The sequence below is a fragment of the Myxococcus sp. CA023 genome (assembly GCF_010998615.1).
Classification (GTDB): domain Bacteria; phylum Myxococcota; class Myxococcia; order Myxococcales; family Myxococcaceae; genus Myxococcus.
Map to the genome: position 1 here is coordinate 40,821 of NZ_JAAEAH010000048.1, position 14,499 is coordinate 55,319.

Here is a 14,499-nt window from a genome sequence, read left to right on the forward strand (position 1 = left end):
CCGGCGCGCCCACGTGGGACGCGGTTCGCGGTGGGACGGCCGCCCTCGCCCCCGGCGCTCAGCGGACCTCGGGGCAGTCCCAGACGTTGCGCGTGCCCAGGGGGCGGCAGGTGCAGACGTAGTCGGACCAGATGCCATCCGTACACTGCTGCGTCGTGCCCGGGCCGGGGCACGACGTGTAGTGGAGGTTCCAGCAGAACTGGAGCAGCGGCGGCCGGCTGGCGTCGGCGGCCTCCTGGCTCACGAGCTCCTCCGGGGCCACGTCCACCGACAGGTCCTCCGAATCGAAGTCGGACGAGGCGAACGCGGGCAGGGATAGGGACAGGGCGATGAGGAAAGCCTTCTTCATGGGACGGACTCCATGGGGTGAGAGGGATTGCAGCTGAAGACGAAGCAACTCGAATCCTGGGGAGGCACCTCTATCGTTACCGGTGTGAGGCCGCGAGCGCCTGGGGCTCCTCCTGCGGTGCCTCGGAGGTGGCGGGAAGCAACGGGCCCCCCTCGTATTCCACCCCCTTGGGGTAGGGGAATTCCAGGCCATTGGCGGTGAAGGCCTCGATCAGCAGCCGGTTGAGAAGCCGCTTCACGTCGAAGTGTGTCCCTGGCTGCACCTTGGCTTCGATGCGCATGGTCATCCAGCTCTCGTCCATGCTCTCGATACCCAGAAGCTTGGGGATTTCGGACACCTTCCCCTGCGACAGCATGGGCACCTGCTCGCACACCTGGCGAATCACATCCATCACCTTCTTCAGGTCGCTTTCGTAGGCCACGGCCATGTCCACAATGGCCAGCGTCCAGCCGCGGCTGTAGTTGATGACATTCTTGACCTCGCCATTGCGGAGGATGTGAAGGCGCCCGAAGCGGTCGCGAATGCGGGTGATGCGAGGCGTTATCTCCTCCACCACGCCCTCTGTATCGTTGATGCGGATGTAGTCGCCGTTCAATATCTGGTCTTCGAAGAGCAGGAAGACGCCGTTGACCATGTCCGTAACGATGGCCTGCGAGCCCAGGCCCACGGTGAGGCCGACGATGCCGGCGCCCGCGAGGATGGGGGTGGGGTCCACGCCAATGTCGCTGAGCACCATCATCCCCACCAGGAAGTAGACCAGGTATTTGGAGGTGCTCTGGATGAGGGCGACGAAGGTGTTGCGCCGCCGGGTCGCATCATCCAGGTCGGGGCCGTCCACCTTGAATGCCCGGGCGATGAGCAGCCGGACGAACTCCACGACGACGCTGGCGGCGAAGAACAGGGCGATGACGCGGATGAGCACCGGCCCGTACGGAGCAAAGAGCTCCAGGCCCTGGAACCGGCGGATGATGAGGGTCGCCACCGAGATGTAGACGATGGCCTCCAGGCTCTTCTGCCCCACCGGTAGCAGCCGGCCGAGCGCCATGAAGTACTCCTCGTACTTCGTGGCCGTGTTCTTCGCCGCCCAGGTCCCGACCAGCCGCCCTGACATCAGGTGCAGCAGCGACACCGCCAGGCGCCCGCCGCTGATGGACATCAGCACGAAGAGGATGGTGCCAATGAGCCAGTCGAACACGGTTGGGAGTTGCAGCGAGGTGAGCGCCAGGCCCACCACGAAGTAGGCCAGCACCAGCTTGATGAAGCCGGGCCCCTGCTCCATCGCCTTCTGGGCATGTGCCCTGTGTTCCGGGGGCAGTTGCCATTCATTCAACCTGCGTTCGATTCGCACCAGGAGCTGGCGGGCCGCTCGATCCAGCACCAGGAAGGCCGCCATCAACAGCACCAGCAGTCCCGCGCCGCGCCCCAGGTCCGCCAGCCCTTCCGCCGTCACCCCCGCAAGCAAGGCATTGAAGTGGGGGGCCAGGTCCTTCTCCGCCCACAGGGCGAAGCCCAGCACCGCGATGCCGGCGACCACCACCACCAAGGACAGGAGGGCGGCGCTCAGCCGGGCGCGCTTGCGAAGGGCGTCGGCCGCCTGCTCCAGCGCCTTCAGCCCCACCAGCCGGATGCCCCGGTACAGCAGCGCGCTGGAGCCCACGAGAAGGGCCCAGAGCGCGAGCAGCATCAATGTCACGCTCAGGCCGACGAGCCAGGCGTTATTCAATTCGACCGTATCCGCGATTCTGAAGATCTCCATGCAATGCGTGCATATCATGCCGATGGACGCACTGCGTCTCAGGCTACTCGCTGATGGCGGCGCGAGGCGGAGGCTGCTGCGCCGTGTCCTCCGACGCCGCGATGCGGACGGACTTGATGTTGACGAACTCGTGGATGCCCACGTCCGCCAGCTCGCGCCCGTGGCCGGAGTGCTTCACTCCGCCAAACGGAAGCCGGGCGTCCGACGCCACCAGCGCGTTGACGAACACCATGCCCGCTTCGATGCCGTCGATGAAACGCCGCTGCTCGGCTTCGTCTTGCGTCCACACGCTGGCGCCCAGGCCGAACGGGGTCGCGTTGGCCAGCTCCAGGGCGTGGTCCACATCACGCGCGCGCAGCAGCGTGGCCACGGGGCCGAAGAGCTCGTCGTGGAAGGCGGGGGCTTGGGGCGGGGGCTCGGCCAGGACGGTGGCCGGGTAGAAGTTCCCCGGACCCTCGAGGGGCTTGCCGCCCAGGAGCAGCCGCGCGCCGGCCTTCACGCTCGCCTCCACCTGGGCATGGAGCCCGTCGAGGATGCCGCGCGTCGCCAGGGGACCCAGGTCCGTCTTCGCATCCATGGGGTCGCCCACCGTGACGCGCTTCATCCGCTCCACGAAGCGACGCTCGAACTCGGGGTAGATGGCGTCGGCGACGATGAAGCGCTTGGCGGCGATGCAGGACTGGCCGTTGTTGATGAGGCGCGCGGACACCGCCGTCTCCACCGCCTTCTCCATGTCCGCGCTGGGCATGACGATGAACGGGTCACTGCCGCCCAGCTCCAGCACCACCTTCTTGATGGCCTTGCCCGCGGCGGCGCCCACGGCTCGGCCCGCGCCCTCGCTGCCGGTAAGCGTCACCGCGCGCACGCGGCGGTCCTCGATGACGCGATTGACGTCGGCTGTCTCGATGAGCAGCGCCTGGAAGGCGCCGCGTGGGAAGCCCGCCTGAAGGAAGAGCTCCTCCAGGGCCAGTGCGCACTGGGGCACGTTGTGGGCGTGCTTGAGCAGGCCCACGTTCCCCGCCATCAGCGCGGGCGCGGCGAAGCGGACCACCTGCCAGAAGGGGAAGTTCCACGGCATGATGGCCAGCACGGGCCCCAGGGGCTGGTAGCGCACGAAGGCGCGTCCGGTGCCCATGTCGACGAGCCTGTCGCGCAGAAGGGATTCGCCCTTGTCCACGTAGTAGCGGCAGGCCGTGGCGCACTTCTTCGCCTCGGCCTTGGCGGCGTCGAAGGGCTTGCCCATCTCCTGCGTCATGATGCGGCCGTAGCGGTCGGCCTCGGCCTCCAGCAGGTCGGCCGCGCGCCGCAGCCAGGTGACGCGGTCGGCGAAGGTCGTCTCGCGGTAGGCGCGGAACGTGTCGGCGGCGGTTTGAAGCTTCGCCTCCAGTTCCTCGGCGGAGAGGGGCGTGAAGGTGCGCAGCGTCTTGCCGGTCGCCGGGTCGATGGTGGAAATGGCCATGGAAGTGCCTCCTTGGGGCCCTGTGATAGCAGCCCGGCGCGGGGAGGCCGTGCCGCTCGTTGCCCGAGCGTCCAGCCGTTCACTCCAGGGCTTTCGCGGCCCCGGCCCCTCCTTTATATGGGGGTCAGGACTGGAGACTGCCATGGCCGACATCATCCGTGAGCGCCGCTTCAACTTCCTCATCGCCGGGGTGCTGTCCTTGGTCATTCCCGGCCTGGGACAGCTCTACAAAGGCCAGTTCCTGCGCGCCGTCCTGTGGTTCTTGATGGTGGGGGCCGGCTACTGGTTCTTCTTCATCCCGGGCTTCGTTCTGCACTTCTTCTGCGTCCTCGGCGCGGCCTTCGGCAGCGCGGGCAGCGACCGCATCCGTCTTCCCGGATAGCCAACGTTCCGCGCGGGAGACGTCCTGCCGGATGCCGGAGTGCATACAGTCACCGCCATGTGGCGGAGGCTCTGGCAGTGGATGTCGGGATGGGACGTGGCGGTGACGCGGCCATTGGGGTTGCTGTTGCTGTTGCTGGTCTGCTGTCTGAGCTTCATCGCCCTGTCGGATGAGGTGGCCGAGGGCGAGACGCAACAGCTCGATGAACGCATGCTGTTGGCGCTGCGCAATCCCGAGGACCCGGCGCAGCCTCGCGGGCCCTGGTGGCTGCGGCGCGCGGCGGAGGACGTGACGGCGCTGGGCGGCGTTCCCGTGCTGACGCTCGCCACCATGGCGGTGTGTGGCTTCCTCTTGCTGGTGAGGCGCTACCGGACGCTGCTGCTCGTGCTGGGCGCGACGCTGGGTGGCGCGGGCCTCAATGTCTTGCTGAAGCAGTTCTTCGCCCGGCCTCGGCCGTCCGTGGTGCCGCACCTCACCGAGGTGGTCAGCCAGAGCTTCCCCAGTGGGCACGCCATGCTGTCGGCCACCGTGTACCTCACGCTGGGCGCACTCCTGGCTCAGCTCGCCGAGCGCAAGCGACTCAAGCTCTACGTCCTCTCCGTGGCGCTGCTGCTGTCGTTCCTCGTGGGTCTGACGCGCGTCTACCTGGGCGTGCATTACCCCACGGACGTGTTGGGCGGCTGGGTGGCCGGACTGGCGTGGGCGCTGCTCATGGCGGTCTGTGCGCGGACGCTCCGCCGGCGGAGCCCTGCGCTGCGCGCGGAGGCCCGGCGTCCGGTGGAGTGACGCGCGGCGTGCCGCGTCATGCCGTCCACCCCATGGCGCCGTTCACTGCGCGAAGCTCCTCAGTGTCGTGGTGCCTGGGCGTCCTGTTGGACCCTGGTCCCAGATTTGGCGCTGTGAGAGACATAGGCCCATGAGCCTGCGGGACTGGCTGTCGCGATGGAGCTGGGGCGGCGCGCCGGTGCCCGCCTTCTACGACGAGTCCTACCGGCTGCCCCTCACCGGCATCGAGTCCTCCGCGGGCATCGAGCCGCGCGGCGTGGACTTCACCACCTGGTACCTCCTGGAGGCCCGCGCGCTGCGTTCCCAGGACGTGCACCACCCGCAGCCGGTGAGCCTCGCCGAACTGTCGCGCGTGCATGACGCCGCCTACCTGGAGTCGCTCGGCCAGCCGGAGACGCTGGCGCGCATCTTCGCCACCGACCCCGCCGACGTGCCGGTGGACGCGCTGCTGTCCAACCTGCGGCGGGTGTGCGGCGGCACGCTGGGCGCGGCGCGGCTCGCGGTGGCGCGCAAGGGCCCGGTGGTGAACATGGCGGGCGGCTTCCACCACGCTGGTCCGGCGCGCGGCGGCGGTTTCTGCGCGGTGAATGATATCGCGATAGCGCTCGCCGCCCTCCACGCGGATGGCTTCGACGGACAGGCCGTGGTGCTCGACCTGGATGCCCACCCGCCGGATGGCACGGCGGAGTGTCTGGCGGGACAGAAGCGGGCCTGGATTGGCTCGCTGTCCGGCAGCGACTGGGGCGCGTTGTCGCCCGAAGTGGATGAGACGCGCGTCCCCGAGGACACGGACGACAGGACGTACCTGGCCCTGCTCGACGGACTCCTGGAGCGCATGCCCCGGCCGGACGTGGCCTTCGTCATCGCGGGCAGCGACGTGCTCGCGGGAGACCGCTTCGGCCGCGTGGGCCTGTCCCTGGACGGCGCCCGTCGCAGGGACCGGGCCCTGGCGCGCGCCCTGCGTGGCATCCCCAGCGTCTGGCTTCCAGGCGGGGGCTATCACCGCGACGCGTGGAAGGTGTTCGCGGGCACCGTGCTCGTCCTCGCGGGGCAGGGCCGTCGCCGCATCAGGGCGCGCTACGACCCGCTGAGCGCGCGGTATCAGCGCATCGCCCGCTCACTGACGCGCGAGGGCGCGACGCCGCTGGACGAGCCCATCACCCAGGAGGACCTGGAGGGCTCCCTCGGCCTGAGCGGCGGCCAGCGCCAGCCGCGCATCCTCGGCTACTACACGGCGCAGGCGCTCGAGTACGCCTTCTTCCGCTACGGAATCCTCTCCTACGTGGAGCGGCTCGGCTACAGCCGGCTGCGCGTGGAGGTGGGCTCCGTGGGAGAGGGGGACCGGATGGAGGTGCACGGCTGCGCTGCGGGCCAGGAGCACCTGCTGGTGGACTGCGTCGTGGAGCGCCGCGTGCTGGCGGGGGAACCCTTCCTCTTCGTCAACTGGCTCAGCCTGCGCCACCCGCGCGCCCGCTTCAGAGAGGGGCGCTCGCGGCTCCCCGGCCAGGACGTACCGGGCCTGGGCCTGGCGCGCGAGGCGGCGGAGATGCTGCTCGTGATGGCCCGGCGCCTCGTTCTGGCGGGCGTGGCCTTCCGTCCCATGTGGTTCCACCTGGCGGTGCTGGCGCGCTCGCGCTTCCGTTTCCTCGACCCGGCGCGGCAGGGGCGCTTCGAGGCGCTGCTGCGCGACCTGGGGCAGCTGCCCCTCCTGGAGGTCTCCCAGTCGGTGGTGGACGGCCACGTCTTGCTCAACGGTCAGCCCTACGCATGGGAGGCGAGCGACATGGTGTCGCGCTTGGAGCCCGCGGCCGGAGACGGGGAGGCCATTGCCCGGGAGCGCGAGCGCTGCCGCTTCACCTGGGAACCCACCCGGCTGGCCACCGGAGCATGATAGGGAAGGGGCGTGGACCTGGACGCGCTTCGCCGTGAGCAGCACAAGCGCCGGCTCTCCTGGATGCCGTGGCTCTACTTCGTCCTCAAGCCCCGCCACCGTGAATGGGCGGATGCCTGGCAGCGCGAGGTGCAGGCGCTGCTGCGCGAACTGGAGACGGTGGAAATCGCGGAGGGGTGCTTCATCGCCCCGGAGGCGCGCATCTTCGCCGAGCCCGGACGCACCGTCTCCATCGGCCCCGGGTGCAGCATCGCCGCGGATGTCTTCCTCCACGGTCCCGTGACACTCGGACCCCGGGTGAGCATCAACGCCCGGGCGAGCCTGGACGGCGGCGCCGCGGGCATCCGCATCGGCGAGGGCACCCGCATCGCCACCGGAGCGACCCTCTACGCCTTCGACCACGGCATTGCCCCGGACCGGCCCGTGCGCGAGCAACCCGTCACCTCGCGGGGGCTCGTCATCGGCGCGGACGTGTGGGTGGGGGCCAATGCCGGCATCACGGACGGCGTCTCCGTGGGGGACCACGCCGTGGTGGCCATGGGGGCCGTTGTCACCCGGGATGTGCCGGAGTGGGCCATTGTCGCGGGCGTGCCGGCCCGCGTCGTAGGGGACCGGCGGCAGCGGCCCCGCTCAGGTGCTCCGGGTGGATGGGAGCCCGAAGACGGAGCGTGAACTTCTCCCGCCTTCATTGACTTCCAGTTATTGAGACCCAATATGCTTCGGGTCGACGTCGCCACGGGAGGGGAACCGCAGGGTCTGGATTCGCTCCCGGCAGCCGTAGGTGCTGTCAGGGCTCCGGCCCCTCTCCGATGAGGCGCTAGGGAGGCCAGCACGTGGCAGACGAGCAACGGGACGCGGCGGTCATGGACGCTCCCGGGAAGGCTTCAGGGACGGTTCCCGCCGACATGGCGTGTGAGCTGCTCCCTCCCATGAAGTCGCAGGCGGCACACGCCGGGAGCCAGGTGGAGTCCGAGCGCTTCCAGCATCTGGCCGAGCTGCTGCACGAGGTGGTGTTCCAGCTCGACGCGCAGGGGCGGCTCACGGTGCTGGGTGGTGCCTGGGAGCGGCTCACCGGGACGCCCGTGTCCGCGTGGCGGGGCCGCGCGCTCCTGGAGGCCATCCACCCGGAGGACCGCGAGCGTGCCCAGGCGTTGCTGGCGTACACGCCAGGCACCCCCGTTTCGCGCCAGGAAGTGCGCGTGGACACGGGCGGCGGCCATGGCGTCCGCTGGGTGGAGCTGTCCGCCCGGGCCCTGGCCACCGTGCCGGGCGAGGTGATGGGGACGCTCCTGGACGTGACGTCGCGGCGCACCGCGGAGGAGGCCGTCACCACCCGCGAGCGCTACCTGGACGCCATGGTGCAGGTGCAGCGGCGGATGATGGGGCACGAGCTGCCGGACGACCTGTACAGCGCAGTGGTCGAGCCGCTGGGCCACGTGTCCGCCGCCAGCCGCGTCTACGTCTTCGAGATGCACTTCGCGGAGAACGGCTCGCTGCTGGCGTCGCAGCGCGCGGAGTGGTGCGAGCCCGGGGTTCCTCCCAACCTGGAGGACCCCAACATGCACGGCCTGCCCTTCGATGAGGCCCTGCGGCCCCACCAGTCCGAACAGCTGCAGCGCGGCGAGCCGGTGCAGGGCCAGCCGCGCGACTTCTCGGAGCTGCTGGCGCCCATGCTGGAGGCGCAGGGCGTCCGCTCCGTGCTGCTGCTGCCCATGCACGTCCACGGGCAGCTCTTCGGCGTCATCGGCTTCGACAACTGCCGCGAACCCGAGTCCTGGGGCCCCATCGAGGTGAACCTGCTGTCGGGTGCGGCGGGCGCGCTGTCCCTGGCGCTGGAGCAGCGCACGGCCAACGCGCTGCGCATGCGCACGGAGACGACGCTGCGGCGCACCGAGGCCGGCGTCCACCTGCTCATCGAGGCCTTCCCGGACCCGGTGCTGGTGCACGTGGGCGACGGCGTGCTGCTCTCCGTCAATCCGGCGCTGGTGCAGTACCTGGGCTTCCGCGACGCCTCGGAGTTGGTGGGCCGCCACATGCTGGACCTGGTCCGCCCCGAGGACCGGGGGGCCGCGCAGCTCCACTTGAGCCAGGCGCTGGAGGGCAAGAGCGCGGCGCGCGTGGTGGAGATGCCGCTGGTGCGCAGCGACGGCGAGGTGGTGGTGGCGGACCTGGTGACGCTGGCCGTGGTGCTGGACGGCTCGCCCGCGCGCATCACCGTGGCGCGCGACTTCACCGAGCGCAAGCGCACCCAGGCGCAGCTCATGCTGACCGACCGCATGGCCTCCATGGGCCTTCTGGCCGCCGGCATCGCCCACGAGCTGAACAACCCCCTGGCCTACGTGCTGTCCAACCTGGACTTCCTCCACAGCGCCGTGGGCGGCGTGCGTCCACGGATGCTCTCCCCGGAGGACATGGTGGAGCTGCGGCAGGTGCTCGACGACGCCCGCGAGGGCGCCGAGCGCATGCGCCAGATTGTCCGCCAGTTGCGCGTCTTCTCCCGCGTGGAGGACGGCAAGGAAGAGTCGGTGGACGTCCACGCGGTGCTCGAATCCGTGACGCAGATGGCCGCCAGCGTGGTGCGCGCCCGCGCCCGGCTGGTGAAGGACTACGGAGAGGTGCCGCTCGTCCGTGGCAACGAGGGCAAGCTGTTCCAGGTGTTCCTCAACCTCCTCATCAACGCCGCGCACGCCATCGAAGAGGGCGATTCGGAGGCGAACGAAATCCGCCTCACCACCCGCGCGGAGGTGGGCGGCCGGGTGATGGTGGTGGTGAGCGACACGGGCCAGGGCATCCCCCCGGAGCACCTGCGCCGCATCTTCGACCCCTTCTTCACCACCAAGTCCTCCGGTCTGGGCACCGGCCTGGGGCTGTCCATCTGTGACACGATTGTGACGGCGCTGGGCGGCCACATCTCCGTGGAGTCGTCGGTGGGGGCCGGCACCACCTTCCGCGTGGCGCTCAGCGCCGCGCCGCCCAAGGCCCCGGCGAACCGGCCGGGCGCGTGAGCGCTGAGACGGCCGGTGTCACCTCCGGCCCTCGCGCGGACTGTAGCCCTCTCGACGGCTCGTTCTTCCGGTACTGCGCGCCCGCCCTGAAGCGTTATCCACTTCCACCCCAGGGGATGTCCCCTGGCGCCTTGGAGGCAGGCCATGCGCACCCACTTCGTCCGGCATCTGCTGGCGCTTTCGCTCGTGCTCGCGACGGGCGCCCAGGCGGCCAGCCAGCCCTGGCGGACCTCCCCTCATCCGGAGTCCTCCGCGTCCGGCCTGACGGGTGCGTGCGAGGACGCGCGGGACTTCCTGCTGGGCGCGGGCAGCGCCGACATCACCGGCCCCGCCGCCGAGGTGGGGATGATGGGCTACGGCATGCTGGAGCAGCAGACCACCGGCATCCACCAGCGGCTGCGCTCGCGCGCGTTCGTCATCGCCTCGCCCTGCAACGGCAAGCGGGTGGCCTTCGTCAGCGCGGACCTGGGCATGGTGTTCCAGGCGGTGAAGCAGCAGGTCGTGGAGCGGCTGCGCGCGCGTTATGGCGACCTGTACACCGACGACAACGTGCTGCTGAGCGCCACCCACACCCACTCCGGGCCCGGGGGCTATTCGCACTACACCCTCTACAACCTCACCACGCTGGGCTTCTCGCCGCAGAACTTCGAGGCCATCGTCTCCGGCATCGTCTCCTCCATCGTCCGGGCGCATGAGCGGCTCGCCGAGGGCACGCTGCGCCTGTCGTCGGGGGAGTTGTTCGGCGCCAGCCGCAACCGCTCCCCCAACGCCTACCTGCTCAACCCGGCCGAGGAGCGCGCCCGCTACGCGCACGACGTGGACACGCGGATGACGCTGCTGCGCTTCACCCGCGCGGATGGCACCGACATGGGGCTCATCAACTGGTTCGCGGTGCACGCCACGTCCATGGGCAACGGCAACACGCTCATCAGTGGCGACAACAAGGGCCTGGCCTCGTACCTCGCCGAGCAGGCGCAGGGGGCTGGGGACACGTTCGTCGCCGCCTTCGCCAACGCGAACGAGGGCGACGTGACGCCCAACATCCTGGGAGGCGCCCACGGCGGCGGTGCCAATGACTTCGAGGACACGGACCTCTCCGGCCGCAAGCAGTACGACTTCGCCGCGAAGCTGTGGGCGAAGGCGAAAACACCGCTCACGGGCGGCGTGGACTACCGACACGTCTACGTGAAGATGGATGCGGTGGACGTGGCGCCAGCCTTCGCGGATGGCGCGCCGCAAACCACCTGCCCGGCCGCCATCGGCGTGTCCATGCTGGCAGGGGCGGAGGATGGGCCGGGCGTCGGCGTGGAGGGCGTCACCTGCGGCGCCGGCCAGGATGCCTGGGGGCAGTTCAGTTGCTCGCTCGCCACCACGCCGTGTCAGGCGGAGAAGCCCATCGTCCTGGAGATGGGCAGCATGCGGCCCTTCCCGTGGACGCCGGAGGTGCTGCCCCTGCAACTGGTCACCATCGGCAACCTGGCGCTGGTGGCGGTGCCCTTCGAGCTGACGACCATGGCCGGACGCCGCCTGCGCGACACCGTGGAGACAGCGCTGGCGCCCGCGGGTGTGACGGACGTCGTCATCGCGGGCCTGTCCAATGCCTATTCGGGCTACGTGGCCACCCGCGAAGAGTACGCGCGCCAGGACTACGAAGGTGCTTCCACGCACTTCGGCCCGTGGACGCTCGCGGCCCTCCAGCAGAACTTCCACCTGCTGGCCACATCGCTGCGGGACGGCGCCGGTGTGCCTCCCGGGCCCACGCCCAGGGACTTGCGCAAGGAGCAGCTCAGCCTGCAACCCGGCGTGGTGTTCGACGACAAGCTCTTGTGGGTGGACTTCGGCGAGGTCGTCACCGACGCGCGGCCCACGTACTCGCGCGGCGACACGGCGAGCGCCATCTTCTGGGGGGGGCATCCCAAGAATGACCTGCGCCTGGAGGGTACCTTCCTGCGCGTGCAGCGGCGCGAGCCGGACGGCACCTGGACGGACGTGGCCACCGACGCGGACCCGGCCACGCGCTACCAGTGGCGGCGCGAGAACTGCGTGCCCACGTTGGCGTGCTCCCACGTCACCGTGTCGTGGGGCATCCCCGACGACACGGTGCCGGGCACGTACCGACTCGTCCACGAAGGCAACTGGAAGTCAGGCTGGGACGGCAACGTGCGGCCCTACTCCGGTGCCTCACGGACCTTCACGGTGAAGTGACGCGCGGCCAGCGTCAGAGCACCACCTCCGCGCGCATCAACGTGGACGTGGGCGTGGTCAGCCGGTGGGGCTGCACGCGGCGGATGAGCTCGCACAGCCGGGCGGATGGGTTGATGAACTGCACGCCCACGCCCGTGGACAACATGCCCCATGTTTGCGCCTGGGCGGCGTCCACGTGGCGCACCACCTCGCCCGCGCACTCCACCAGTTCGCCGGCCAGCAGCAGGGTGAACTCCAGCCGGTTGAACAGGCGCGGGAAGGGGTCCGCGCAGCACATGAAGAGCCCGCCCCGGCTCAGCTCCGTGCACAGCACCTCCACGTCGCCCGCGCCGGAGCGGCGCCGCACCCGCGCTACCCACGTCAGGGGTGGGGTGAGCGCGTTGGGCTCCGTCGCCGGGCCCTCCGTGTCCAGCCACGCCAGGGACGGCACCGGCGTGTGGCTGCGTGGCGGCGGCGTCTGCGGTGACAGGGCGTCCGCCAGCGGCTGGGCGGCGGCCAGCAGCAGGGCCTCCTTGAACTCCAGCGCGGTGGCGTAGCGGTCCTCGCACCGGCGCGACAGCGCGCGCAGCAGCACCTCCGACAATGCGGGCGGCACCCCGGGCACCAGCAGGTGCGGCGGCGGCGCGCCCACCGGGCCCGTGCCCAGCGCCAGCTCCACCATCTGCCCCCGCTCGAAGGGAAGCTGCCCCGTGGACAGGTAATAGGCCGTCACCGCCAGCGCGTAGATGTCCGCGCGTCCGTCCACCGGCTGTCCCGCGGACTGCTCGGGCGCCATGTACGCCGGCGTGCCCAGGACGATGCCCGCCGCTGTTTCATCCTCACCCGGGTGGGGACGGCGCGCCTTGGCCACGCCGAAGTCCAGCACGCGCAGCGACGGCGGCTCGCCCGCGTGCCGCACCACGAAGAGGTTGTCCGGCTTCAAGTCCCGGTGCACCACGCCGCACCGGTGCGCCGCGTCCAGCGCGTCACACGCCTGCGCCAGCAGCGACACCAACGCCGCGGGCACCATGGGCCGGGGCAGGTGCGACATGGGAACGCCTTCCAGGTACTCCATGACGAAGTAGTGGATGCCGCCGGGCGCCTCGTTGATGTCGAAGATGTGGACGATGTTCGGATGGCCCACCACGTTGACCGTGCGTGCCTCCGCGTAGAAGCGCGCGCGCAGGCTTTCGTCCCGGCCCAGGTGGGGGTGCAGCACCTTCACCGCCACCCGTGCGCCAATGCGCGTCTGCTCGCCCAGGTAGACGGTGCCCATCCCTCCCGCGCCCAGCCGGCGGACCAGCCGGTAACTTCCCAACGTCTGGCCCGTGAGGTCCGCGGGAGGGGCTTCCGCGTCACCCGTGGACAGGTACACCTGCGTCCAGGGCTCGCCGCCACACGCCACATCGTAGGGATGCTCGGTCAGACAGAGCTCGCAGTGCATGGTTCCCTGAAGCAGACACCAGGGCGGCGCCCGGGCGCGCATCACCCCGGGCACGCACCGTCTGTCAGGTGGCAATGTGGCGCCGCTCCGTCGACCAGCGGACCGGTGACTCCTGCCGTGGGACGGCTGGCCTCAGCTCGCGGTGAAGGGGGCGGCGTCGACGCGCACACCCACGTACGACGGGAAGCGTGGCACGCCGTCGTTGGACAGCTCCTGGTAGCGGAAGGTGATGATGGCACCCACGGGTGGCGGCGCTGCGCGCTCCGCGTCCGACAGGCCCGTGCCCACGCTGAAGCGCGTGCCGTTACGCAGCTCCACCTCCAACGCGCCCAGGCGGCCCTTGTGGCGGCCCGCGCCAGCCACGTGTCCCACCACGCGCGCTTCGTCGTCCTTGAAGCTCTTCACCTTGAGCAGCGTGTGGGAGCGGCCCGCCTCGTAGCGCGACCCGGGCTGGCGCAGCATGAGGCCTTCTCCACCCAGTGCCTCCACGCGCGCCAGCTCCGCGCGCAGGTGCGGCGTGCCGTCACAGCGCGCGTGGGCGTGCCACTGCGCATACGCGGGCTTCGCCTCCTCCATCCACTGCCGGCAGCGCTCCAGCCGCGCCTCGAAGGTGCCTTCCACGCCGGGCGCGTCGAAGGCGACGAAGGCCAGCTCCTTCCAATCGTCGCTGCGGTCCTGCCGGCGGACGATGCTCACCGTGCGCTGGAAGCGCTTGCGCCCGCCGAACAGCTCACCGTCGAGCGGGAAGTCCGGCAGCCCCGCGGTGAACCACTCCGGCGCGAGGAACGCGTTGCCCAGCCGCGACCAGAACTGCTTCCCGTCCCAGTACGCGCGCACGCCGTCCAGCTTCTCGCTCATCCACCAGCCGGTGAGGTCCACGTCGTTCTCCCACGACTGGGCCAGCAGCAGGGGCGGGGCCTTGGTGTCGTCGCTGGCCGACGTGCTCCTCGTCGGACGAGCGGGGACCGCGGGAGCGCCGGACGCGTCACCGCCGATGCGCGCGTCCTCCGCGGCGTCTCCGCGCACGCGGCGCAGGTGCTTGCAGGTGCGCCGCTCGATGGCCACCGACTGGTTGCGCCAGGCGGGGCATGAACACGAATACACACCGCCGGTGTTCTTGAGGATGTAGGGCTTGGAACCCGAGCCCTGAACCGAGACCTGCTCCCCGTCCGCGATGTCCGCCATGACCAACCCTTCGTGCCGCATCCGGAGCGGCGATGGGATGAAGCATACCCCCTGGGGC

At 70.3% G+C, this 14,499-nt stretch carries 11 protein-coding genes; 6 read left to right on the forward strand and 5 right to left on the reverse strand.

All coding sequences use genetic code 11. The annotated features are described in order from the left end of the window. Window positions 1-58: 58 nt before the first annotated feature. From F8M74_RS21490 to F8M74_RS21500, 3 genes are all read right to left on the reverse strand, one after another. A complete protein-coding gene (locus F8M74_RS21490) occupies window positions 59-349 on the reverse strand; it encodes a hypothetical protein (protein ID WP_228559882.1) in 291 nt (96 codons plus the stop codon). Between the two features lie 76 nt (window positions 350-425). Continuing rightward, on the reverse strand, window positions 426-2,105 hold the full coding sequence (locus F8M74_RS21495) for a mechanosensitive ion channel family protein (RefSeq protein WP_228559880.1): 1,680 nt from the start codon (window positions 2,103-2,105) through the stop codon (window positions 426-428). A gap of 43 nt (window positions 2,106-2,148) precedes the next feature. Continuing rightward, on the reverse strand, window positions 2,149-3,564 hold the full coding sequence (locus tag F8M74_RS21500; RefSeq protein ID WP_141253815.1) for an NAD-dependent succinate-semialdehyde dehydrogenase: 1,416 nt from the start codon (window positions 3,562-3,564) through the stop codon (window positions 2,149-2,151). Between the two features lie 142 nt (window positions 3,565-3,706). Between F8M74_RS21500 and F8M74_RS21505 the strand changes: the two genes are divergently transcribed. From F8M74_RS21505 to F8M74_RS21530, 6 genes are all read left to right on the forward strand, one after another. Beyond that, the gene (locus F8M74_RS21505) at window positions 3,707-3,946 is read left to right on the forward strand and encodes a hypothetical protein (protein WP_020478281.1); all 240 of its coding nucleotides are present in this window, start codon (window positions 3,707-3,709) and stop codon (window positions 3,944-3,946) included. An 81-nt stretch (window positions 3,947-4,027) separates the two neighbouring features. Beyond that, the gene (locus F8M74_RS21510) at window positions 4,028-4,732 is read left to right on the forward strand and encodes a phosphatase PAP2 family protein (RefSeq protein ID WP_141253816.1); all 705 of its coding nucleotides are present in this window, start codon (window positions 4,028-4,030) and stop codon (window positions 4,730-4,732) included. Window positions 4,733-4,862: 130 nt separating this feature from the next. Further along, on the forward strand, window positions 4,863-6,623 hold the full coding sequence (locus F8M74_RS21515) for a histone deacetylase (RefSeq protein ID WP_141253817.1): 1,761 nt from the start codon (window positions 4,863-4,865) through the stop codon (window positions 6,621-6,623). Window positions 6,624-6,635: 12 nt separating this feature from the next. After that, the gene (locus F8M74_RS21520; RefSeq protein ID WP_141253818.1) at window positions 6,636-7,295 is read left to right on the forward strand and encodes an acyltransferase; all 660 of its coding nucleotides are present in this window, start codon (window positions 6,636-6,638) and stop codon (window positions 7,293-7,295) included. A 161-nt stretch (window positions 7,296-7,456) separates the two neighbouring features. Beyond that, window positions 7,457-9,628 (forward strand): ATP-binding protein, encoded by a 2,172-nt coding sequence (locus F8M74_RS21525; RefSeq protein ID WP_141253819.1) that lies wholly within the window; start codon window positions 7,457-7,459, stop codon window positions 9,626-9,628. Window positions 9,629-9,772: 144 nt separating this feature from the next. Next, the gene (locus tag F8M74_RS21530) at window positions 9,773-11,833 is read left to right on the forward strand and encodes a neutral/alkaline ceramidase (RefSeq protein WP_141253820.1); all 2,061 of its coding nucleotides are present in this window, start codon (window positions 9,773-9,775) and stop codon (window positions 11,831-11,833) included. 13 nt (window positions 11,834-11,846) lie between these two features. Here the strand turns inward: F8M74_RS21530 and F8M74_RS21535 are convergent, their stop codons facing one another. Both F8M74_RS21535 and F8M74_RS21540 read right to left on the reverse strand, forming a co-directional pair. Continuing rightward, entirely contained in the window at window positions 11,847-13,256 is a 1,410-nt protein-coding gene (locus F8M74_RS21535) for a serine/threonine-protein kinase (protein WP_141253821.1), read from the reverse strand. A gap of 132 nt (window positions 13,257-13,388) precedes the next feature. Continuing rightward, entirely contained in the window at window positions 13,389-14,441 is a 1,053-nt protein-coding gene (locus F8M74_RS21540; RefSeq protein WP_171410080.1) for a DNA ligase, read from the reverse strand. Between the last annotated feature and the right edge of the window lie 58 nt (window positions 14,442-14,499).

Bases quoted from the DNA above. Each gene is read 5' to 3' on its own strand.
- F8M74_RS21490 (WP_228559882.1), bottom strand. From the start codon at position 349: ATGAAGAAGGCTTTCCTCATCGCCCTGTCCCTATCCCTGCCCGCGTTC.
- F8M74_RS21540 (WP_171410080.1), bottom strand. From the start codon at position 14,441: ATGGCGGACATCGCGGACGGGGAGCAGGTCTCGGTTCAGGGCTCGGGT.
- F8M74_RS21530 (WP_141253820.1), top strand. From the start codon at position 9,773: ATGCGCACCCACTTCGTCCGGCATCTGCTGGCGCTTTCGCTCGTGCTC.
- F8M74_RS21505 (WP_020478281.1), top strand. From the start codon at position 3,707: ATGGCCGACATCATCCGTGAGCGCCGCTTCAACTTCCTCATCGCCGGG.
- F8M74_RS21510 (WP_141253816.1), top strand. From the start codon at position 4,028: ATGTCGGGATGGGACGTGGCGGTGACGCGGCCATTGGGGTTGCTGTTG.
- F8M74_RS21495 (WP_228559880.1), bottom strand. From the start codon at position 2,105: ATGGAGATCTTCAGAATCGCGGATACGGTCGAATTGAATAACGCCTGG.
- F8M74_RS21535 (WP_141253821.1), bottom strand. From the start codon at position 13,256: ATGCACTGCGAGCTCTGTCTGACCGAGCATCCCTACGATGTGGCGTGT.
- F8M74_RS21515 (WP_141253817.1), top strand. From the start codon at position 4,863: ATGAGCCTGCGGGACTGGCTGTCGCGATGGAGCTGGGGCGGCGCGCCG.
- F8M74_RS21500 (WP_141253815.1), bottom strand. From the start codon at position 3,564: ATGGCCATTTCCACCATCGACCCGGCGACCGGCAAGACGCTGCGCACC.